This is a genomic window from Pseudoalteromonas sp. MB47 (genome assembly GCF_011319765.1).
Taxonomy (GTDB): domain Bacteria; phylum Pseudomonadota; class Gammaproteobacteria; order Enterobacterales; family Alteromonadaceae; genus Pseudoalteromonas; species Pseudoalteromonas simplex.
Genome location: NZ_VFBD01000004.1, coordinates 126907 through 146503, shown reverse-complemented (window position 1 = coordinate 146503; position 19597 = coordinate 126907). Strand labels below are relative to the sequence as shown.

The window sequence follows — 19597 nt, the reverse complement described above, 5'->3', positions numbered from 1 at the left end:
CTTTTAGTTCAATTTTTTAATTTGCTCAGAAACGTTACCAAACTGTTTTGAAAATTTTGTGATCATGCTCTCAAGCTTTTTCACACTACGCTTTAAACGTGAGCCGTTTATTAGGCTATAAATAAAGCCCCAAACGCCTGTAACCACACTTAATACAATAAACACAGCAACCGGAAGCCCATCTAAATGTTCGACCACTTGCGGGTAATTATTGAGTAAATCAATCCCGGCCTCTGGTACGAGTGTATTTATCAACGGGTAAAAATCTTGAGCATCAAAGTACCACGCTAGCCCTATTGACGTAAGGCCAAGCAGTACCATACGGTTAAAACCATGTACCATACCAAAGCTACGTACTGATGTGTTGCCATAGGCAATGTCTTTACTCACATTAACCGCATACTCTCGGTAATACTTATAATAACGCTTTGTGTCTACACTGCTGTAGGCGTAATACACCCAATCGCCGATATCAACTGAGCCCAATAAATCTTCACCGGCTTTAAAAACAAACGGCTCACCTGTGGCCGTTTCAAGCATAATTTCGCCTTTTAAAGTCGTGCTACGATTGCGATATACCTCTACGCGCTCTTTTACATCGCTACCCACATACATGCCACCTCGATAGGTGGTTGTTGTTTCAGTGGTGGTTACTGTTTCACGTGTTTCATTGGCATGTGCGCTTTGCTCTTTTTCTAATACTTTACCAAGCACAGCACGATGACGAATAGTGCCTTTTTCGTTACGTGCCCAAACATTTTTATGCACGTAATCGTTTTCATACGCAAGACTATATTCATCCATAATGGCATGCTCAAGCTCAGCGATACTAGTTGGTTTGGTTATAGTTGGCTCTAACGCTTTTTGAATGCTAATAGCTTGCTCATCATCTTTTGCAAGCGACTGTTCGTTTGCAGCAATCGCTTCAACATGTTGCTTAGCACCACAGCAATAGCAATGTGCCGCATCTTGGCTGATACGCTGCTGACACGAGATACAAATAACATCTGACTTACTCGGCGTTCTTGCCAGCATGTTATAACCCAATTGATTTAGGGTGGTCGATAGCATCACATCTGTTGCCGCTAAAATCGCATCATACTTTGCTTCTTGCTTGGCTTTTGCTTTTTTATGGTAGTTTTGCTCTGCCATAAACACCCCAATTGCCACAGGCAATGACGCAAGTAGCGCAGGCAAAAACTCAAGCTTTGCAGCGAACAACATGATTAAGAATGTAATAACACTTAGCACCAGCCACAATATCGTTCCACCAGTGTAGTTTCGGCTAATGGTTTTGTCCCAGCTGCGATATTGTTGATCGGCAAAATGCACAATCACAACTGGCATAAAACGGTCATTTTTAACTACCCGCCTAGCATTGCCATCAGCAATGCGATAATTAAGCGTTAACGGTGTTTCCTGAAAAGCAGTGATCACATTACCCTTTTGTAGGTTAGCAATTACATCTTTTTCTGCATCAACACTAAACTCATGAATAATGCCGTCTTTGTCTTCTACTTCTAGCCACCAATAACCATATAACATGTTGTCGTTATTGGTTTTATAGCGGCGCTTATAGTAATACATTGACTTCACAACACCTGTGATCGTACCCGCTTGTGGCGCATAGTTTTTTACATCAACCAGTAAATCAGGGTTGAGTTCCTCAACCGTGTGCATGTGTCTTTTTTGCTCAAGTGCTTCTCCACAATCACAACAGTGGAGGTCGGTGGCATACACCGTATTTTGGCAATGTTGCATTTTCATTCCTTGCTAATTACTTGCTTAAATCAATGGTTAATGTTTGTTCACCAGCATCAACTTGGTGCCAACGTCGATACGTTTTATATCCAGGCGCCGATACTTGAATATCATAAGCACCCGTTTTTAACGTCATGCCAGGACGATACTTCGGGCCGATATTCATGATACGAATTGTGGCATTCGCCGCATTCGTGGAGATTGTTAACTTAGTTTTTTGCTCAACCATGTATTGTCTGCGCTGCTGTTGTTCTGCACTTAAGTTGGCATCGCCATGACGCAAAATATCAACCTTAGCTAAAGCATGGCTCACTGGACTAAAACTCTCGTAAATATGCAGTTTTTCTTCAAATTCTAAGCCTAGAGGGTGCAGCAAAGGCTGCGCATGCAAAGTCCAACGAATCGCATAACTAAACACCGGATTGCTCGATTCATCGACCTTGTCTAAAAAGTAGTTAACAGGGCTTTGGTCGTCTTCAGTAAAGGTGTTATGCACAAACATTACTGGCACTATCAAAATCAGCGCTGGCATAATCAGCTTTTGCAAAACAGATACAGCAGTGGTTGGTTGCTTTTCTTGCTGAGGTTTAATCAATTGCCATAGTTTTAACGGCAGCTTGCTAAAGGTTAAGCAAATCAAAAACAGTGACAACGACATCGAAATAGGCGGAATAATCACCGAACGCAATGCTTGTTTACCGTACTCAGCATACTCGCCACCATCTGCAAATTTACCTTCTGAACTATTAAGCATAGCTAGGTATTTGTCGGTGCGTTTTGCAATGTTTGGATCTAATACCTTGTCTTTAAAGTTCTTTTTGTTCCAATCGGCGCGAATGTTTTTCACATATAAATCGCCCATTCTGTCGGCAATTTTAGCTTGAATTTGCGGGTGTAACTGAAACGCAACCCAGCTTAAGTTTGGCTCTAAGCTCATGCCACGTTTACGCATTTCGCTTTGCCATTGTGCATTCGCTTCGTTGGTAACTTTGGTTGCGACTGCATTAGCAAACGCTTGGCGTTGATTCACATTCCAATTGCTTTCAAGTTGTAAACCTTTACTAGCAAAGTGTGCTCTAAGCTTGTTTTGCGTTGTTTCGTGAGTACGAAACGCCACTAAGTTTTCAACCGTAAACGGGTAACCTGTCTCGCTAACAAACATCTTATGAAAGTTCGGATGCTGTAAAAAACGCAGTTGATAATGATCGGGATCATCGGTGTATTTGTAGCGTTTATCCTTAAGACCACCATCGCCACCGGTTGCTAAACTTGCCGCTTGCAGAGCTGTATAAACACCGCCAGTGAGCACCCCCATCAAAATAGTGCCTGCGGCATTTTCTGCAGCCGAGATTTCTTCTTCGATCAGCCAGTAATCAGGCTCTATATAGCCAATACCGGCTTTTAAAATAGTGCTTCGGTAGTCTGCTGCTTCGCGCTCATAGCAGCGATTACGGCGATCTTTTTCGCTGCTCTTATCATAACGCTCACGGCATTTAGCGATACTGTGATGGTAATCATAAATCTTAGGGCCATACTTTTGCGCTCGTGCCGATGCTTTGGCAATGTGGGCTTTTTGTGCTTGCTGATACTTGCTCCAGCCACTGTTGATCTCTTGCTCAACTTGCTGCCAATAACCTTGTTCTCGTTCACCTATACCAGCCAAAGTGTTGTTATACTTTTTACTGCCATCAGCATAGGCTTTGTATTTAACCACCAGCTCATCATATAGCTGGCTGTAGTTTTTATAATGTTTATCAAAATCTTGATACGCTTTCTTCTGCACAAAAGCAGCGATGATCTTACGTTTATCTTGCTCTAAATTATCTGAAAGTGCGGCATCGCTATACAGTAAGCCACCAAATAGCGCCAAAAAGGTTAAGTTCTCTGAACTATGTAATTGCTCAGGGTTATAATCGAGATCATTCACTTTAATCGAGTTAATTGCTAGAGCATCACGCAGTGCTGCACTGTACGTAGCAAACTGGCGTTGCTCTGCTGTAGAGGGCTCAATCAAGGTCTTTTCAATTACATACTTCTGGCCAAAAAACACCACAGGCCAAACTAAACACAGTAAAGCGATAAACGAGATAAGTCCGCGGCCAACTTTAGCAACCATGGCTTTAGGTAAAAAGTCAGCTAACAGCAGCGCAACACCTACTCCAGACACTGCTCGGCCATAAATTTCAAGGTGTTCAAGATCTTCTGCTGAAGGAGTGCCTAACCCCACTAATGACACTAATTGGGCATTAAAAATTGCTTCGGGTAATAAATATAAAGTAGCTAAAACAAGTAGCAAGCAGCGCCACCAAAACGGCTTTATTAAATCAGTCATAGTATTGTTCTTATTGTTTTTTACGTAGTTCTAGTTCAACAGCAGGATCTGTTTCTAGGCTAAAGTCTTCATCGGCTTGGCGAGTCCCTATTTCTAAATTAGGCGCTGAAGGAGTCGATGTTACTTTGGGAATATAAGTTTGTGCTTGCGTTGATTTAAGCGTGCCGCCCACCGCAGGATAAAGCTGATTAGCTTTATAAGCATACAGCTCATCTAAGCGTTCTAAATCAAGGTCTGCAGGCATACTAGCAATTAACTTAGCTTCTGGGTCATCACTAAAAAACGGCTGCATTTTTGGCAACTCGAACACAGAACAAAAACCATATACGGTGTCGTCCATGATCACCGAGTCTGGACGCAGCGAACGTGACTGCGCTAATAAGCTGCGCTCATGATAGTCGTGACCATTAATTGAATATGTAGCAATCATAATGCCGCGCGCTTTAGCAACTGGTTTCAAGCGAGCTGCACTTTGCTTGTAATGACGAATATCAAGCACATAGCCAAAGTTACGTTTTAGTTGCTTTACCAATTTATCAAGCTTAACAGGGCTGTCGTAACGCTTTTCACGATGGTAACGATTTCCAAGTGCTTGCAAGCTTTCAAGTTCTTCTTTGTTACGCTCATAAATAGGATCGCTCCCAGCACCGCGTTTTAGATCACTTGCTAGCTTATTCATTGAGGCTTTTGCCGGTGATTGAATAAATGCCAAATAAATGTCTGGGTTAATGTCGCGCATACGAGTAAGGTTGCGCATTTCTAAGCTACTAAAAAAGTAGTTTCCGCCGCCAACAAACTCATATGCCAAGTAATCAAGCATTTTTAAATCGTTAACTGAGGCCTTTGATTTTATTTCGATATTCAGTTTTTGATGGGGTTTACGATAGCGCGCAAACGTAGCTGCTAGCTCTCTAAATGATGGCGGCATTTTATCGGTAAGTAGCCCAGTATCTTGATTACGATGACGTAAATAGCCCCACTCTTTTTTGTAGTTCATCGACTCAATTTTACGACGCTTATTATCAACCGTGCCTGTTTCGCGGCCGGTGCGAGCATCATGATGCACAACCCACACATCGTCACGGGTAATACGCACGTCAATTTCAACAACATCAAAGTTGTTGTCGATAGCATCAATTACTGCGTTAAGCGAGTTTTCGGCGTAGCGAATTGAGCCACGGTGACTTTGTAAATTAAAGTTACTGCATTGCCTCGTTGTAGCGTAATTGATATTACCTAGCTGACTTTCGTAAAAACCACGGGCGCGAAGTGCATCCTGTTTGGCCTTAATGGCATTTTTTTCGACTACTGTTAAGGTGTTTTCAGTACTTGTTTCAGGGGTACTTTTACAAGCAGTTAAACCAATACAATACAAAAGAATACTGGCTAGCAGCCATGTTTTTTTAGACAGAGTTTGCATCATTGCTATACAGCCAAAAGGCTTTCCTTTCTAATTCAAGATAATGAAGAAGTGCGTGAAACTGAATAATATATGAATAAAGGACTTAATTTAAAGTAATAACTTTAATAAAAATGAATATTTTAATTTAAGATACAAGCTGTTAGATTAAATTTAATAACTAGCAAAGTTTTGCTAACAACATATAAAAGCCCGATTTTTACCGCTTTGTGGGAACGAAAAATGATCGATTTTGGTAAAAAAATTACCCCAGCACGCGAAATGCGTTCTACCAATAATTTACACACTGCGCTTGAAAGTGATCGGGGTCGTATTATTAACAGTGCAGCAATTCGCCGCTTACAACAAAAAACCCAAGTATTTCCACTTGAGCGCAATGCCGCAGTGCGTTCACGGCTGACTCACTCGCTTGAAGTGCAACAGGTCGGCCGCTTTATTGTGCAAACCATTTTTAATAAGCTCAGTGATGCAAAGCAAAAAGAATATGGCCTAGCTGGACTTGAGCGGCCACTAGAAAGTCTCGTTGAAATGGCCTGCCTAATGCACGATATTGGCAACCCACCGTTTGGTCACTTTGGCGAAGCAGCCATTAATCAGTGGTTCGAGAAACACTTAGACTCACTAACCCCAGAGCGCTGTAAAGGCATTGGCATCAGCGTGATTTTTAAACACTTAGCCCAAGATATAAAAAGCTTTGAAGGTAATGCCCAAGGTATTCGTATAATTCATTCATTACTTTCACTAAATTTAACCTACAGCCAAAGTGCCGGAATTTTAAAATATACCCGCCCGGCCAGCATGGCAAAAAAAGACAGCCCACAAGATAAAAACTACTTGATGAAAAAAGTGGGTTACTATTTTAGCGAAAAGCCTTTTGTTGAAGCACTGCAAAATGAGTTAGAGATTGAACAATATTGCCGCCATCCTGCAAGCTACATTATGGAAGCCGCTGACGATATTTCGTATTGTTTAGCCGACATAGAAGATGCGGTCGAAAAAGGCATTATTAGTGTCGAGTCGCTTTGCGACAAGCTAAAAGAGCAATACACCCGCACACTCACAAACCTAACCATAGACGATACCAAACACAGCGACTTTGCCGAAAAAGCCATTGATTATGCGTTAAGTAAAGCGCAAGAGCAGCCATACAATTTTAACAGCGAATTTTTTATTTACCTGCGTGTGACCTTGCTACACCCATTAGTAAGCTACGCAGCAGAACGGTTTATCAGCAACATAGAAGCCATTTACCATGGTGATTTTAATCAAGCGTTATTAGAAGATCGTAGCCATCTGCACGCTGTCACGCTCACCTTAAAACAAGTGGCATTAAAGCACGTTTTTTGCCACAAAGAGGTAGAGCGCTTAGAGCTGCAAGGTTATCGAATCATTAGCGGTTTACTTGATTGCTACAAGCCCTTACTTGCCCTTGACGCCGATGCTTTTAAACGGGTTTTAAAAGGCGATCAACACTACTTAATTGAAACTCGTCTGGTGAAAAAACTATCTAATAAACATTTAAATAGCTATCAAAAAGCCATTGATGCCCTAAAAGCCGAACCTGATCATTTTACCGCCTACGAGTTCTATTATCGCTGCCGTTTAATTCAAGATTACATCAGCGGAATGACCGACCAATTTGCTTATGACGAATACCGAGCGCTCATGGTGATCGATTGACTTTGCTATTTCGCTGAAATTATTTAATGAATGTGGATAAATTGCCCTACTGGGCTTAGAATTAACTCATTGTTTGGGTAACCAGATAAACCTTACTGGTCAGGAAACTATGCCAATTATAAAAACAACTTTATTACTATTACTTGCAAGTCTGAGCTTTACATCAAAAGCACAGTACAACGAAGCTATGTGTATTTTGTTAAAGCAACAAATGCATGAGTATCGTAACAACACTAGCAACAAAAATTATCGTTCAGCTGCCAGAAATTACGAAAAAAATTGCCAAAATCCTACCCCACTCAATAATGGTTCAAACCTTAAAGTTCAGCAACAGCCAACACAACCCGTTGAACCAGTAATTCAGGGTAATAGCACCCGCTCAACTCGACATTCAGGAGCAATACAAGGTACGCCTGAAGAACCAACACAGCCTACAGTTGAGCAAGCATCAGAGATTATTGAGCCGCAACAGCCTGCAGAACAATTACAAATAGAGCCAGAACCACTAGAAACCCAAAATACACAGCTAACACCACCAGTGCAGCAAACAGAAGAGCCCGCTGACGTTGATCGCATTATAATCTCTGATACCCCGACAGAAACTGTGGCCGAGCCTGTAACCTCTCCTGTGATGGAACAACAGCTTGATAACGCAGCGCCTGATAGTTCGCAAAACAGTGAAACTACAGATGTAAGAAAAGCTGTCGAGGCAGAACCTGTTGAGCCAGCATTTACACCGGAGCCTGCTGCTCCTTATGAAAGTGAAAATAGTTCTTCAAGCTCATTATTAATGCCAAGTTTAATTGTCTTGCTAGTACTACTTGTTGCAGGCTTAGTGATTGTTCGTATTCGTCAAAATAAAAATACTGATGCAGACTCAGAGCTTGAGCAAAGCTTAATGCAAGCTAAAGCCCTAAAAGCAGCGGCCCAAGCGCAAGCTTCTGCAGAAAAAGAAGCCGAAGAACTTCAAGCAGCAACGGCTGCCGTACTAAATGAAAACTCAGAGCAGTCACAGCAAGACACTGATTCATTTCCTGACTTCACAAACGAATTAACCGAGAAAAATGATAACGACGATCTCTCTGAACTAATGCATTTTAGTACACAGCATGATAGTGAAAAGCCACAAACCCCATCTACACAAACAGCTGATGATTTTGCTGACGCCAAGCAATTTAATGACCTTGAACTTGGTTACGACGATAAAGACGTAAACGACTCTGATGACGACTTCTTAGATGAGCAACGAGGCCTAGAGCAAGAGCTAAAATTAGCGAGCCTTGCTTCATCTTACAGCATCAATGAAGAAACAGATCCAAAAGCAGAGGAATCTAAACAAGATGAACCTGAACTAGAAGAACCGAGAGATTTCGCTTCGTCATCATTCGGCTTTGATGAGTACACAACTAAAGAACCTATTGCTGACGATGAACCTGTTTTAACTGAGATAGAAGCGCTAGAAAAACCTGAAATTGATGAACTTGAGAAACCAGAGTTTGACGAGCCAAGCTTTACGAGTTCGTCATCGTTTGGTTTTGATGAGTATTCAACAAAAGAACCTATTGCTGACGATGAACCAGTGTTAGCCGAGATAGAAGAACTCGAAAAGCCGGAAATCGATGAGCTTGAGAAACCAGAGATTGGCGAGCCAAGCTTTACAAGTTCGTCATCGTTTGGTTTTGATGAGTATAAAGCTAAAGAACCTATTGCTGACGATGAACCAGTGTTAGCCGAGATAGAAGAACTCGAAAAACCGGAAATCGATGAGCTTGAAAAACCAGAGTTTGACGAGCCAAGCTTTACGAGTTCGTCATCGTTTGGTTTTGATGAATACTCAACAAAAGAGCCTATTGCTGACGACGAGCCGTCTAAAGATGACGTGCCTGAATATGACTTATCGTCATTGATGGGTGATGATTTATCGTTTGCTGATCATTTTGCTGAAGATAAACAAACAGTCACGGCTCCAAGCACAACAGACGATCACGACGACATCAGCGATGATGATTTAGCAAAAGCCTTACAAGCGCTTGAACAAGAGCTACAGGACGAACCTGCGTCATTTAGCCCTGAAGAACCAACAAAACCTGCTGAAGATACGGTTGATTTATCTCTCGAACTGAGTAACGACGATAAGCTAGAAGAGATGGCTAGTGACTCTGATGAAGCTGATAAAGAAACAAATTTAGAGACCGAGCAACAAGATGATAAGCCGTATAATCCATTTGCAAACTTATCACTTGATCCTACGTGGGATCCAAATTCTGACGAAAAGCCTGTGATAAAAAGTAAAACCAAACAGCCAAAATCACAAGCTCTTATTGATGCAGAAGAACGCGCTAAACAGCTTAAAACAGATGAGTGATTAAGTAACGAGAAACGAGCCTGTACAGATTTTACATCGCGACCTAGCACCTAAAGCCCAGTACCTATTGTTTCCCCCGTAGGACTGGCTTTAGCCGGGAATGGTTTGAGTAAGTAACGAGAAGTGAGTTTCGAGAGACGAATTTGTAGCAGCGATTTCATATCGCGTCCTAGCGCCTAAAGCCCAATGCCTATGCTTGCATAGCGCGCGAAATAAATTTCACGCCTACTATATACTCACTTCACCACAGGACGTGGGCGCATCAACCAATGAAATATAAAAATCAGCCCAAAAAACACTGATACCGCTAAAACACATAATACAATTATATTGGTCGGTAAGAAGGAATCTGTTGTGTTGCTGTAGCGCTTTAATTGCTGTTGCGCACTCAGTTTTGCTCGTTCTGTTTTACTTGGCAGCACAAACTCATGAAACGAATCTGTCAGCTTAGCTTCAGAACGCGCGATTTGTGTATTCTTTTGCTGCCAGAGCGTATCAAATTTCTGAAATTGAAACTGTTTATTGTCAATACACCAATCTAGATATTTAAGCTCAAGAGGCTGATTAAAGCAGCGTGTTGGCATCACGTAAAAACGTTGCCACGCAGCTTGTTTTTCTAAATAAGCTTTTTGAGACAACGGTTTAGCTAGTTGGTTTTCAAGTAAACTAATATCAGGATTAAAAAGCGCAGCTTTACGTTCAGCTATTTGTTCATTGGTAAAGCACGTTTCAGCAAATCGAGCAGATAAGTTCTGAATTTGCTGTTTATAAATTTCTATTTTATCAAGTACATGAGACTTTCTTAACGCAGATTGCAATTCAGCACGCTCAGTTTGAATACTTTTGCACTCATTAGAAAGGATTGGCTCTTTCGCCCGTGTAGATACAGCTACTAGCAATAGCACTGTAAGCATTAAAGTCCGTTTAAACATGAATTTACGTCACTGTAAAATTTAGAGGTACAGACTAACAGCTTCAAATAAAACTGCAACAAATCTGCGCTAAATTCACCTGAAAGACTGATAAATTGCTAGTTCGATTTATGTTCTCACAAAGTGAAAGAGCAATAACAAATCTGAATATTAATTCTTGCCAAAGTAAAACTGTTTATCATCCAATGCACATTGCTCAAGTAACCACACTTTAAACAGCTGCATAACCAATACATAGGCAAAGAACAAACAGTCTCAGCCAAACTGTTTGCAAAACGCCCATTGGCCGCGTGTTTAACCCGCGAAAAAGCCAAACAAATTCTGGATATGTTGTAACCATTTCAACCTTGTAAACTAGGCTACGAATAACAGTACTTCCCCAGTAGCCTAGTTTTTTACCTGTCGGCGTGAAACTTGTTTTGTACTTTGAGAGTATGAAATTTGAAAGGTTTAAATGGGTTTCTCTATGCAGCGCGAAGCGCTTCGGTGCTCCCTAAAGTTCAAATATTTTTATTCACAAAGAGAAGTGAATGAGAAGACAATGAGATACAGCCAATTAATGTTCTTCTCTAAAGCGCAGCGCCTCTTAATCCTCTTTGTGCATTAAGTTTCTCTATGTAGTGCAAAGCGCCTCGGTGTGCTCAGTGGTTCAATACCTTTATTCACTAAGAGAACTGAATGAGAAAACAATGAGATACAACCAATTAGTTATTTTCCTCTAAAGCGCAGCGCCTCATAATCTCTTTGTGAAATTACCTTTCCTCTAAAGCGCAGCGCCTCGGTGCTCCTTAAAGTTCAAATATTTTTATTCACAAAGAGAACGGAACGAGAAGACAATGTGATACAGCCAATTAATGTTCTTCTCTAAAGCGCAGCGCCTCTTAATCCTCTTTGTGCATATTAAATCTAAAGCTCTTCCACTTTCTCTACCTCAACTGGCTCCGCCAACGCATTTTCATAAAATGCGAACACCGCTTGGGTATAAGGCTGAGCATAATGCTCATCAAGGGCGGCTTGCGATTCAAACTGCTCAACTAAAAACAAACAACGCTGCTCTTTGCTCGCAAACAACTCAAAACGATTACATCCAGGCTCTGCACGAGTGGCTGCTAAAATGCTCTGTAAACGCCCTTTACATTCGTCAAATAATGCCGCCTTTGGGGTAATTTTTGCCACGATATTAATCATACTGACTCCTTACTAAATAACTTTAAAACCAATGCCCTAATTGGCGGGGCAACCGTAAAAGCCACCACAAACGCAGCAGGCCATGCATTGGCAAATGCCTTCATCCAACTTAGAAAAAATGTATCGCTTAGCCCTAAGTTGACATAAGTGACCCATGCCGAAAGTAAAAACGACATTAAAAACGAAAATGCCGCAGTAAAAGTAAAATGAATTTTCATATGTCCTCCTTGGCGTTACTATATTTGCACAGGCTAAGTGGCAACAGTCACGAAAATGCAAACTAAGATTGAGGGAGTCGTATGCTGGATGATCTGCATTTATTTATTGAAATAGCGCGCCGTAAAAGCATGAGCCAAACAGCAAAAGATTTAGGACTGAATCTATCAACCCTATCAAGGCGCATTCAGGCGTTAGAAGAAAAACTCGCTGAGCCATTACTGCAACGCACAGCCCGAGGCATTGTGTTAACCGCCAAAGGTGAATCACTGTATAACGAGTTAGGCGAGCAAGTGCTTGCTCTTAACAGCCAGCTTGAGCAGTTAAATGACTCACCCGCCGCAAAAGAGTTTTACCTGTTGTGCCCACAAAACATCATTGCGGGCCCACTGATGGGGTCCGTTAATCAGTTTGCTATGGCAAACCCTGCGCTAAACCTCCACATTTACCCAAGTAATGCCAATAGCCAACTAAGCCAAAAACGTTTTGACTTAGCTATTCGCATCGGCGAACAACAAGACTCAAGCTATTTTCAAAAGCGCCTAGGCATGATCGCAATAAAGCTGATTAAAAAGAAAGATGCCCCAATTTCAAGGCTGATACTGCCCTATTCAGAGTCACAACTCCCCAGCGGCTCACTTAACAAACTAAAAACCGAGTATGAACATATAAGCTTTTGCTTTGATATTACAATTGCCAGAAAAATGGTTGAAGCAGGCTATGGCATTGGCTTACTGCCGATGAGCGAAATTTGCTGTATAGACGACACCAGCAACTTTAGTTATATCGACTCCCCCCACGATATTCCCGCAAGGCCAATTTACGCCGTCTGGCCACATTCACGCACGCCATCTACAAATGCCCAGTTGTTGATAGAACAACTCCAAACCAGTATTGCAAACTCACCGAGTTTACAAGGAGAGGTGTTGAAACTGTAGTTGCGAGGCATCGTAGGTCGGGCTTTAGCCCGTCAAATAACTCAATAATAAGGTTTATAAATACACTTGTAGCAGCGATTTCATATCGCGTTTTAAATCCCTCCCCCACTGTCGCCATAAATGACGACCTACACCGTAGGTCGGGCTTTAGCCCGTCAAATAACTCAATCTTTAAACCAACGATAAAGACCAAACACAAACAACATGGCCGCAATGCCTGCCAAGGCTAATTGCCAAATTTTAAGGTCATTCAACTTTGTCACTTGCGGACCAACACTCCCATTTAAAGGAGTTGAAACTTGTTTAACAGGTGCTTCGATTATCGGGCTGTTTATCGCAACTTGGCTTGTGGTTTTATTTGCATTAATTTCTGTAATGGTTGGCTTTACAGTAATAACAATATCTTTATAGTCTGCTTTAGCTTTACCACTCCAAGCCGATTCAAATAGCGCCTTTTGCTCAGCTTTATTTTCGCTACACCATACAAAATCAGCTTGCTGAATTTTCTTCGCTCTACAACGTTTTGGTAATTGATAAAATTGCCCCCAAGCTTGGCGCTTTTTATCGTCATTATATGAATTTGAATACACCGTAGAGTTATGTACTTTGGTGTTTAAAAGTGCGGTAGGGTTAGAGCGATACGTATAATTACCGCCATTACCAGAACTTCTTTTTGGGTGTTTACAGTGTCTCGCCAGCAGCGTAAAAAGCTCATCTAAACGTTGATTCCACCGCTCACCTTGCTTAGCCGTGTAGCTACGATTCATTCTTTTACGAATGCTCTCGCGCTCAGCCTCAATACTATCGCAGCGACTTTTTGAATATTGCTCATCAGCAACCGTGTTGAAACTCGTTAGCAAAGTAGCGAGTATTAAAATCCATTTATTCATAACATTACATCTGTGTAATTTGGTAGGCCACATTGTACCAAATTCAGGGCGAGGAAAAAGTGACCTTTTAACTATTTATTTAAGTTATGTCGCGTTGGCGACGGCAACCAAAGAGAACTAAACGCCGACTTCTCTTTGGAATCTCTCGGCGCCCCGAGTTTCACACTATTCCCTCAATTTGAATAAATTAAATGAACGTAAACAGCGTAGATAGGCCATCCGTGGCCAAGCTACGCTTTTTACAGCATCCATGCTGTAAATTACTCATAATTAATTCAATTTCGGGTGTGAACACGGGGGTAAATCGGCAATACCCTCCGTAGCTATATTTGTCGATGTACAAAGAGTTATGTATATTAATTTTAACTTAGCTGAGAAATTAAAATGACAGAGCAAAATCCAAAAGGTGTTTGGCTTAGCAGTAAAGATGCGATGAAGTACCTTAAAATAAGTGCTTGTGAATTAATGCACCGCCGTGAGCGAGGTTTGCTTAAGTTTGAAAAGCGCGGTCGCGCTTATTTTTATTATTTTGAATAAATAACCCTATGGACTTTCCAGAGTACAAGCAATTAATTAAAAGCCTAAAGCATGGGAAGTCTTTACCTACCGCTATTTATCTACATAAATCTTCTATTACAGAATGCTTGCCTGAAGCGCTATCAGCATTAATAAACACAACAATAAAAGCGTTAGAAATAGATGCAGATTGGAATCTAATAAAGCTCTATAAACGTGATTTTAAATTTACCCTGCTCGAATACCCTGGCTTTGATCAAAGCTCATACCCAGAGCTTCTAAAAAGCCACACAATAGACATTTACGAAAACACGGTAAAAACGACAGATTACAGTGGCTCTGCCAACCCACCAATATTACATCGTAAAGAAACATTCGTTTTACCAAACTACCCTAATTACAAGCTCTTTGAAGAATTAACGAAAGAAGGTGAGCAAATAGGCCTTTATCAAAACACCCAAAGTATTGGCTTCAAAAAGCAATGGCAAAACTTAATAAAACGCAAAGGCTACAAGTTAGATGAAAATGGCAGACTTCATCAAGTAGCTAAAATAGTTAAATCAAAAGGCCACGAACAACCACAACAAATACAGCGACACCTAACAGCTATAAACAGAGACAGATTATCAGCACCATTCCAAAAACTTGCAAAGTATGGCTACTTAAATGGTGACTATTCAATACTCGATTACGGGTGTGGGTTGGGTGACGATGCGACCGAACTTGAAGCTCATGGACTAAACATTAATGCCTGGGATCCTGTTCATCGCCCTAATGCAGCTAAAACACCGTGCGATATTGTTAATCTTGGCTTTGTACTTAATGTTATTGAAGATCAAACAGAGCGCCAAGATACTCTAGAAGCCGCATACCAATATACAAATAAGTTGCTACTTATTTCTGTCATGCTGGCTAACGAAGCTAAGCAAGAGCATTTTAAGCCATATAAAGATGGTGTGATAACTAGCCGTAATACGTTTCAAAAATACTTTAGCCAAGCGCAAATACGCTGCTACATAGAGCAAGTTCTAAAAGTAAAAACAACTCCATTTGGGCAAGGTATCATTGCTGTATTTAAATCTGCACAACTTGAAGAAGCACACCATCTTGAGCTGCAATTTAAAAATTATAACTGGCAGCACATTACACAACGCCCAACACCTAAGGTTGTAAATAAAGCTGAGCAAAAATCGTTATTTGAAAAGCATCAAGACTTATTAGCTGACTTTTGGCAATACTGTTTACACTTAGGCAGAATGCCTGCAAATGATGAATTTGAGCAAAGCCCCGCAATTAGGCAAATATTTAGCAGCCATAATAAGGCGTTTAAGTTTTTACAAGGCTACTACAACCAAGCCGAATTTAACCAAGCAAAAATCAAAAGGCATGACGATTTACTTGTGTATTTTGCCCTTAGTCTGTTTGGAAAACGCAAAGCTAAAAGTCATATGCCAGCAAAGCTTACCCGCGATATAAAAATACACTTCGAAAGCTATAATCATGCACTCGAAGAAGCTAAGTCACTGTTATTTTCAATTTCTGAGCCTGCCAATATTGGTAATGCATGTTATCAAGCATATGAAAATATCAAGCTTGGCGAACTGCACGACAATCACTCTTATATTTTGCCTACCCGCTTTTTAAACCAACTCCCTGCTATTTTACGTGTTTACATTGGCTCTGCAGCGCAACTTTATGGCGACATAGACGAAATAGATTTAGTAAAAATACATATGCGTTCGGGCAAAGTGACCTTTTTAAAATACGATGACTTTAGTAAAAAGCTGCCACTCCTCACGATGCGAGTAAAAGTGAAATTACTCGAACAAGATATAGACTACTTTTTCTATGGTGATGATTTCCCAAATCAACCCTTGTACAACAAGATTGATTACTTACAAAAAGGCAATAGTGAATACAAAAGCCAGCAAAACTTCGATAAGAAACTAGCAGCCATGCTCAAAGGAGTCAAAAAATCAGAGTGGCCAAACTGGCCAATACTGAAAAAGGTGTTTGAGTATTGGTCAGTTGAGCTTAAAGGGAGTAAGTTTTATAACTTGTCCAAGCAGGGCTAGGTGCACTTTACTAGCCCTAAAGTCCGGCTCGCTTGCCAAGTAAGCCATTAACTTTATCACCAAAAAAATGTAGGTCGCTGATAATTTCTTTATGGCGGGTCTCGACTTCACTATTAATAACATGATGCAATCGATGTAAGGCTTGCTTTTCTGTCAATAAACCTGTTTGCTTTTGACAAGATATTAATGACACTTTGTAATGAGCTGTTCTATAACGAGACCACGCACGCGTGTAGCCTTCAAGTCGATTAATTAAGTAAAAGATAATAGACATTCCTATACCTATGCCTAATAAAGGAATCACAGAAGCTTCCCAGTTCATTTCTAATAACTTGAGCATTGAAGGTGCAAAATAAATCGATATTAATAGTAAATTCGATTTAGACTTTATTACATCTTTATCTGTAACAAAATCTGGTAGTAAACTTATTAGTAAAATTAAACAGGCTAATGAATTTAAAAGCCATAACTCTATACTGTCGTAACTACCCTCAAACTTATTTATGCAAAAAAGTGAACCTGCAAACATGGCTAAAAATAGCCCTTGTTTCATCGCAAAACGACAAACATTACTCTTTTTAGCAAACCAGTTTACATAGCTACTCAAGTAATCAGAATAATTACTACATTGACGTTCAAATGTCTGATATTTAGTAAAGTCGTTCCATTGCGGCGGGCTTAACCTTTTGTATTTTTCTTTTTTCATTTTAGTAACTTAACTTTTTAAAACGCCAAATCTTACCATTGCGAACTATTTGTTCTAACTTAGCAATAGCATCCATCGATGAAAGACCAATATCATTTTCAAGGGTAAGTAAAATATGGGCATACTCGTTCCTTAAGTTTGTAGCAAAAATACCTGGATCATCAGAGCCTAAAACAACCGGCACTTCCATACCTTTTTCATCGGTTACTCCTAACCAATCAAAAATATGATGTTCTCGATAATGTTCGTAAAAACTAATTCTCACATTACTCGTTGGTAAACTCTCAATAGCCATATGACGTCGATTTATTTTACCAATTACATATTTTTGTAAGATGCGAAAATTTTCATAATTAAACGCACGCTCACATGGGCATGTCATATCTACTTCTATAAGCTCTTGATAGCGAATTGCACATTCTGCGTTATTGACACCATGATATTTACCAAAGATCTCAAATGCTTTTTTATTAGCCTTCTTCAACTTCAAAATACTATCTATTTCATTTTTTATATCTGACCGTAAATAGCTATCATGTTTACGCTTTAGCTCAAATGCTAATATTGGATCAATAGCTCTTAGCCTCCATGCATCGTATAACTCAATTGGCGAGTATTGTTCTTCGTAAATAAATGCAGAAAGTGTTCTTATCTCTCTCTCTATTAAATGTAAAACGGTACCATTGACTTCATTATCACAAAAATGTTTATATGCAAAAACAAGGTCGTCTAAGCGTTCGCCTCGCTTCATTACTACATTGTTGCCAATTCGCTCACGCCATAAGCCTGGATTTATTCCTATTGCAGTTCCATGTCCGATGCGATTACCTGTTTTTAATTCTAAAAAGTCGATAGCTTCAGATACATTTCTAATACCCGACAATAAATGCACATAATCTTCACCAGCATGATAAGTAAAATTATGATATCCAGCTTTTCTAAGTCGTTTAAAAACAGGTGCAAAGACTTCAGGGCCTGCATCTAATTCATTAGCTGCTGCATCAAATCCGTATAAGTAATCACTTAAATCGATGTATCGCTCTTGTAAAGACTCCAAGCTCCTCCGTGTTTTTTCTAATTGATTGCGTAACTCATAGTGCCTACATTGCCAAGAAAGCTGAATTTCACCTTTCACTAGCTTAGTTAAATGCTTATCTCGTCGCTTAATAAAATGAGCTATTAAGCTTAGCTTCAAACTAGTTCCTCTCGCTTTATGACTTAATAGGTCTTTTAAACTGTATGGGTTTACTTTATTTAACCTATCAGCAATTGCGTTATTAGATCGTTCTTCTTTAATTTGATAACGCTTGTAATCTGCTAAAATTACCTTCAATCGTTCTACATTACTTGGCATATCTCTACTTGGAGCAAATCGCCCCTCTAAATAATCGAGATCACCCAAATCAGAATAATTTAATTGATGGTACCTGGTTTGATATTCCTTTTCCGTAGTGCTGCGTATTTCGTTCACAGTAAACTTTTGAAATTGGTCAAAGCCAAACTGATGAGTTTGTTGTACTATCAGCCTATTAAACTGGCATTTAATAAGCAAATAGTAGTAAAGGGCATGAGCAAATGCTTCATTATTTGTCTTTTTGAGATAGCCGAACATAGCTACTAAATAAAAAGCTTCTAGAGCAAGAGGAGTCTTAATGTTCTCATCAATGTGACTAAGTTGATCGGAAAGGACAGCTTCAATTTCGTAGTTAAAATTATATTTATCATTTACTTTTAATGAGTCAATAAAGCCTACTTGACTATTGGCCTGTTCTATATGAACTAGCTGTATTTTGAAAGCAGATTTTTGATTTGAACTATGAGTATGTTCTGCACTGAAGCTTTCAGTATCAAAAACTTCATTAAGCAAAAGAATCCTTAAGGATTTTGCTATATTTAATCTCATCAGTTGCTTTTCTTGAGTTAAGCCAACCTCTTCAGCTGAATAAAGCTCTTTTACTAACCGATTATTACTAGCACTCTTTAATTCCTTTGCAAAAGCTTTAGGTTTACATAATGCTGTACGCCAAATAATTTCTATTTCACTAGAACCATTTAAGTGAATATGTAAATCGTCTAGCTTCAAACGTTCAATAAGTTCATCAAGTCTAGGATCTTTTATGCTAGGTAATGCACTGTATCTTACCTGAGGACGAATAAAACGCTCGAAATATAATTTAGTTTGTGTTCTATCATTATGATCAGGGATATCATAGGAATCTCTTAAAGCGCTGCATATACCAAACAATGGCGGAATTTCTGTAATTAAATCTTGCCATTCAGAAAATAACTTTGATTCTACTAAAAACTGCCCATTAGATGTAGGTTCAATATACCTATCACTAATGGTATTAAGCATCTGATTTAAAAATATTAATATTGAGCCTGAATTTGGTTCAATAAACTTACTCAGTTTATTTTTTATTACATGATCAGGGATCTCAGGCTTACGTCTACGTATCCCTTGATATAAAAACTGTTTTAGATCATTACAACTAAGTTCATGGTCATCAATGTAAGTAAATAGAGCTTCCGTATTTCGGAAGCCCTCTCTTAATAAAATTGCAGGCATTTAAATTCT

General features: G+C 39.8%; 14 protein-coding genes. 5 read left to right on the top strand and 9 right to left on the bottom strand.

All coding sequences use genetic code 11. The features are described 5' to 3' along the window. Positions 1 to 3 precede the first annotated feature (3 nt). Genes IMPJCBKJ_RS01295 through IMPJCBKJ_RS01285 form a run of 3 tightly spaced genes read right to left on the bottom strand, consistent with a single transcriptional unit; the run spans position 4 to position 5516 of the window. Positions 4 to 1761, bottom strand: coding sequence for a hypothetical protein (locus IMPJCBKJ_RS01295; protein ID WP_166338311.1), 1758 nt, complete (start codon positions 1759 to 1761; stop codon positions 4 to 6). Positions 1762 to 1777: 16 nt separating this feature from the next. Continuing rightward, positions 1778 to 4093, bottom strand: a complete 2316-nt coding sequence (locus tag IMPJCBKJ_RS01290; protein ID WP_138599373.1) for a carboxypeptidase-like regulatory domain-containing protein — start codon at positions 4091 to 4093, stop codon at positions 1778 to 1780. Positions 4094 to 4103: 10 nt separating this feature from the next. Beyond that, positions 4104 to 5516 carry a glycerophosphodiester phosphodiesterase gene (locus IMPJCBKJ_RS01285; RefSeq protein ID WP_228482473.1) on the bottom strand — a complete coding sequence of 471 codons (1413 nt, stop codon included), beginning with the start codon at positions 5514 to 5516 and terminating at the stop codon, positions 4104 to 4106. A 219-nt stretch (positions 5517 to 5735) separates the two neighbouring features. On the opposite strand from IMPJCBKJ_RS01285, the gene dgt reads away from it, so the two are divergent. Together dgt and IMPJCBKJ_RS01275 are read left to right on the top strand one after the other, a co-directional pair. Next, positions 5736 to 7193 carry a dGTPase gene (gene dgt / locus IMPJCBKJ_RS01280; protein ID WP_166338309.1) on the top strand — a complete coding sequence of 486 codons (1458 nt, stop codon included), beginning with the start codon at positions 5736 to 5738 and terminating at the stop codon, positions 7191 to 7193. Between the two features lie 109 nt (positions 7194 to 7302). After that, positions 7303 to 9558, top strand: coding sequence for a hypothetical protein (locus IMPJCBKJ_RS01275; protein ID WP_166338175.1), 2256 nt, complete (start codon positions 7303 to 7305; stop codon positions 9556 to 9558). Positions 9559 to 9794: 236 nt separating this feature from the next. On the opposite strand, the gene IMPJCBKJ_RS01270 is transcribed toward IMPJCBKJ_RS01275, so the two are convergent. The 3 genes from IMPJCBKJ_RS01270 to IMPJCBKJ_RS01260 all read right to left on the bottom strand — a co-directional run bounded on the left by IMPJCBKJ_RS01270 (position 9795) and on the right by IMPJCBKJ_RS01260 (position 11896). Beyond that, a complete protein-coding gene (locus tag IMPJCBKJ_RS01270) occupies positions 9795 to 10490 on the bottom strand; it encodes a hypothetical protein (protein WP_166338307.1) in 696 nt (231 codons plus the stop codon). Between the two features lie 906 nt (positions 10491 to 11396). Further along, entirely contained in the window at positions 11397 to 11678 is a 282-nt protein-coding gene (locus tag IMPJCBKJ_RS01265) for an antibiotic biosynthesis monooxygenase (RefSeq protein ID WP_166338305.1), read from the bottom strand. Beyond that, a complete protein-coding gene (locus IMPJCBKJ_RS01260; RefSeq protein WP_058584444.1) occupies positions 11675 to 11896 on the bottom strand; it encodes a DUF2798 domain-containing protein in 222 nt (73 codons plus the stop codon). The genes IMPJCBKJ_RS01265 and IMPJCBKJ_RS01260 overlap by 4 nt, the downstream gene beginning before the upstream one ends. Positions 11897 to 11977: 81 nt before the next feature. On the opposite strand from IMPJCBKJ_RS01260, the gene IMPJCBKJ_RS01255 reads away from it, so the two are divergent. Then, positions 11978 to 12832, top strand: a complete 855-nt coding sequence (locus tag IMPJCBKJ_RS01255) for a LysR family transcriptional regulator (RefSeq protein WP_166338303.1) — start codon at positions 11978 to 11980, stop codon at positions 12830 to 12832. Positions 12833 to 12996: 164 nt separating this feature from the next. On the opposite strand, the gene IMPJCBKJ_RS01250 is transcribed toward IMPJCBKJ_RS01255, so the two are convergent. After that, a complete protein-coding gene (locus tag IMPJCBKJ_RS01250; protein WP_166338301.1) occupies positions 12997 to 13722 on the bottom strand; it encodes a hypothetical protein in 726 nt (241 codons plus the stop codon). 384 nt (positions 13723 to 14106) lie between these two features. Between IMPJCBKJ_RS01250 and IMPJCBKJ_RS01245 the strand changes: the two genes are divergently transcribed. Continuing rightward, entirely contained in the window at positions 14107 to 14259 is a 153-nt protein-coding gene (locus IMPJCBKJ_RS01245; RefSeq protein ID WP_166338299.1) for a hypothetical protein, read from the top strand. An 8-nt stretch (positions 14260 to 14267) separates the two neighbouring features. Next, positions 14268 to 16313 carry a DNA phosphorothioation-associated putative methyltransferase gene (locus tag IMPJCBKJ_RS01240; protein ID WP_206004033.1) on the top strand — a complete coding sequence of 682 codons (2046 nt, stop codon included), beginning with the start codon at positions 14268 to 14270 and terminating at the stop codon, positions 16311 to 16313. A gap of 16 nt (positions 16314 to 16329) precedes the next feature. On the opposite strand, the gene IMPJCBKJ_RS01235 is transcribed toward IMPJCBKJ_RS01240, so the two are convergent. Both IMPJCBKJ_RS01235 and IMPJCBKJ_RS01230 read right to left on the bottom strand, forming a co-directional pair. Continuing rightward, entirely contained in the window at positions 16330 to 17019 is a 690-nt protein-coding gene (locus tag IMPJCBKJ_RS01235) for a hypothetical protein (protein ID WP_166338297.1), read from the bottom strand. 1 nt (position 17020) lies between these two features. Continuing rightward, positions 17021 to 19588 carry a hypothetical protein gene (locus tag IMPJCBKJ_RS01230; protein ID WP_166338295.1) on the bottom strand — a complete coding sequence of 856 codons (2568 nt, stop codon included), beginning with the start codon at positions 19586 to 19588 and terminating at the stop codon, positions 17021 to 17023. Positions 19589 to 19597: the final 9 nt, after the last annotated feature.

What these genes read in the sequence shown, in the direction of transcription:
- IMPJCBKJ_RS01255 (WP_166338303.1), top strand. Translation starts at nt 11,978, where the DNA reads ATGCTGGATGATCTGCATTTATTTATTGAAATAGCGCGCCGTAAAAGC.
- IMPJCBKJ_RS01290 (WP_138599373.1), bottom strand. Translation starts at nt 4,093, where the DNA reads ATGACTGATTTAATAAAGCCGTTTTGGTGGCGCTGCTTGCTACTTGTT.
- IMPJCBKJ_RS01295 (WP_166338311.1), bottom strand. Translation starts at nt 1,761, where the DNA reads ATGCAACATTGCCAAAATACGGTGTATGCCACCGACCTCCACTGTTGT.
- IMPJCBKJ_RS01230 (WP_166338295.1), bottom strand. Translation starts at nt 19,588, where the DNA reads ATGCCTGCAATTTTATTAAGAGAGGGCTTCCGAAATACGGAAGCTCTA.
- dgt (WP_166338309.1), top strand. Translation starts at nt 5,736, where the DNA reads ATGATCGATTTTGGTAAAAAAATTACCCCAGCACGCGAAATGCGTTCT.
- IMPJCBKJ_RS01270 (WP_166338307.1), bottom strand. Translation starts at nt 10,490, where the DNA reads ATGTTTAAACGGACTTTAATGCTTACAGTGCTATTGCTAGTAGCTGTA.
- IMPJCBKJ_RS01240 (WP_206004033.1), top strand. Translation starts at nt 14,268, where the DNA reads ATGGACTTTCCAGAGTACAAGCAATTAATTAAAAGCCTAAAGCATGGG.
- IMPJCBKJ_RS01265 (WP_166338305.1), bottom strand. Translation starts at nt 11,678, where the DNA reads ATGATTAATATCGTGGCAAAAATTACCCCAAAGGCGGCATTATTTGAC.
- IMPJCBKJ_RS01235 (WP_166338297.1), bottom strand. Translation starts at nt 17,019, where the DNA reads ATGAAAAAAGAAAAATACAAAAGGTTAAGCCCGCCGCAATGGAACGAC.
- IMPJCBKJ_RS01275 (WP_166338175.1), top strand. Translation starts at nt 7,303, where the DNA reads ATGCCAATTATAAAAACAACTTTATTACTATTACTTGCAAGTCTGAGC.
- IMPJCBKJ_RS01260 (WP_058584444.1), bottom strand. Translation starts at nt 11,896, where the DNA reads ATGAAAATTCATTTTACTTTTACTGCGGCATTTTCGTTTTTAATGTCG.
- IMPJCBKJ_RS01245 (WP_166338299.1), top strand. Translation starts at nt 14,107, where the DNA reads ATGACAGAGCAAAATCCAAAAGGTGTTTGGCTTAGCAGTAAAGATGCG.
- IMPJCBKJ_RS01285 (WP_228482473.1), bottom strand. Translation starts at nt 5,516, where the DNA reads ATGATGCAAACTCTGTCTAAAAAAACATGGCTGCTAGCCAGTATTCTT.
- IMPJCBKJ_RS01250 (WP_166338301.1), bottom strand. Translation starts at nt 13,722, where the DNA reads ATGAATAAATGGATTTTAATACTCGCTACTTTGCTAACGAGTTTCAAC.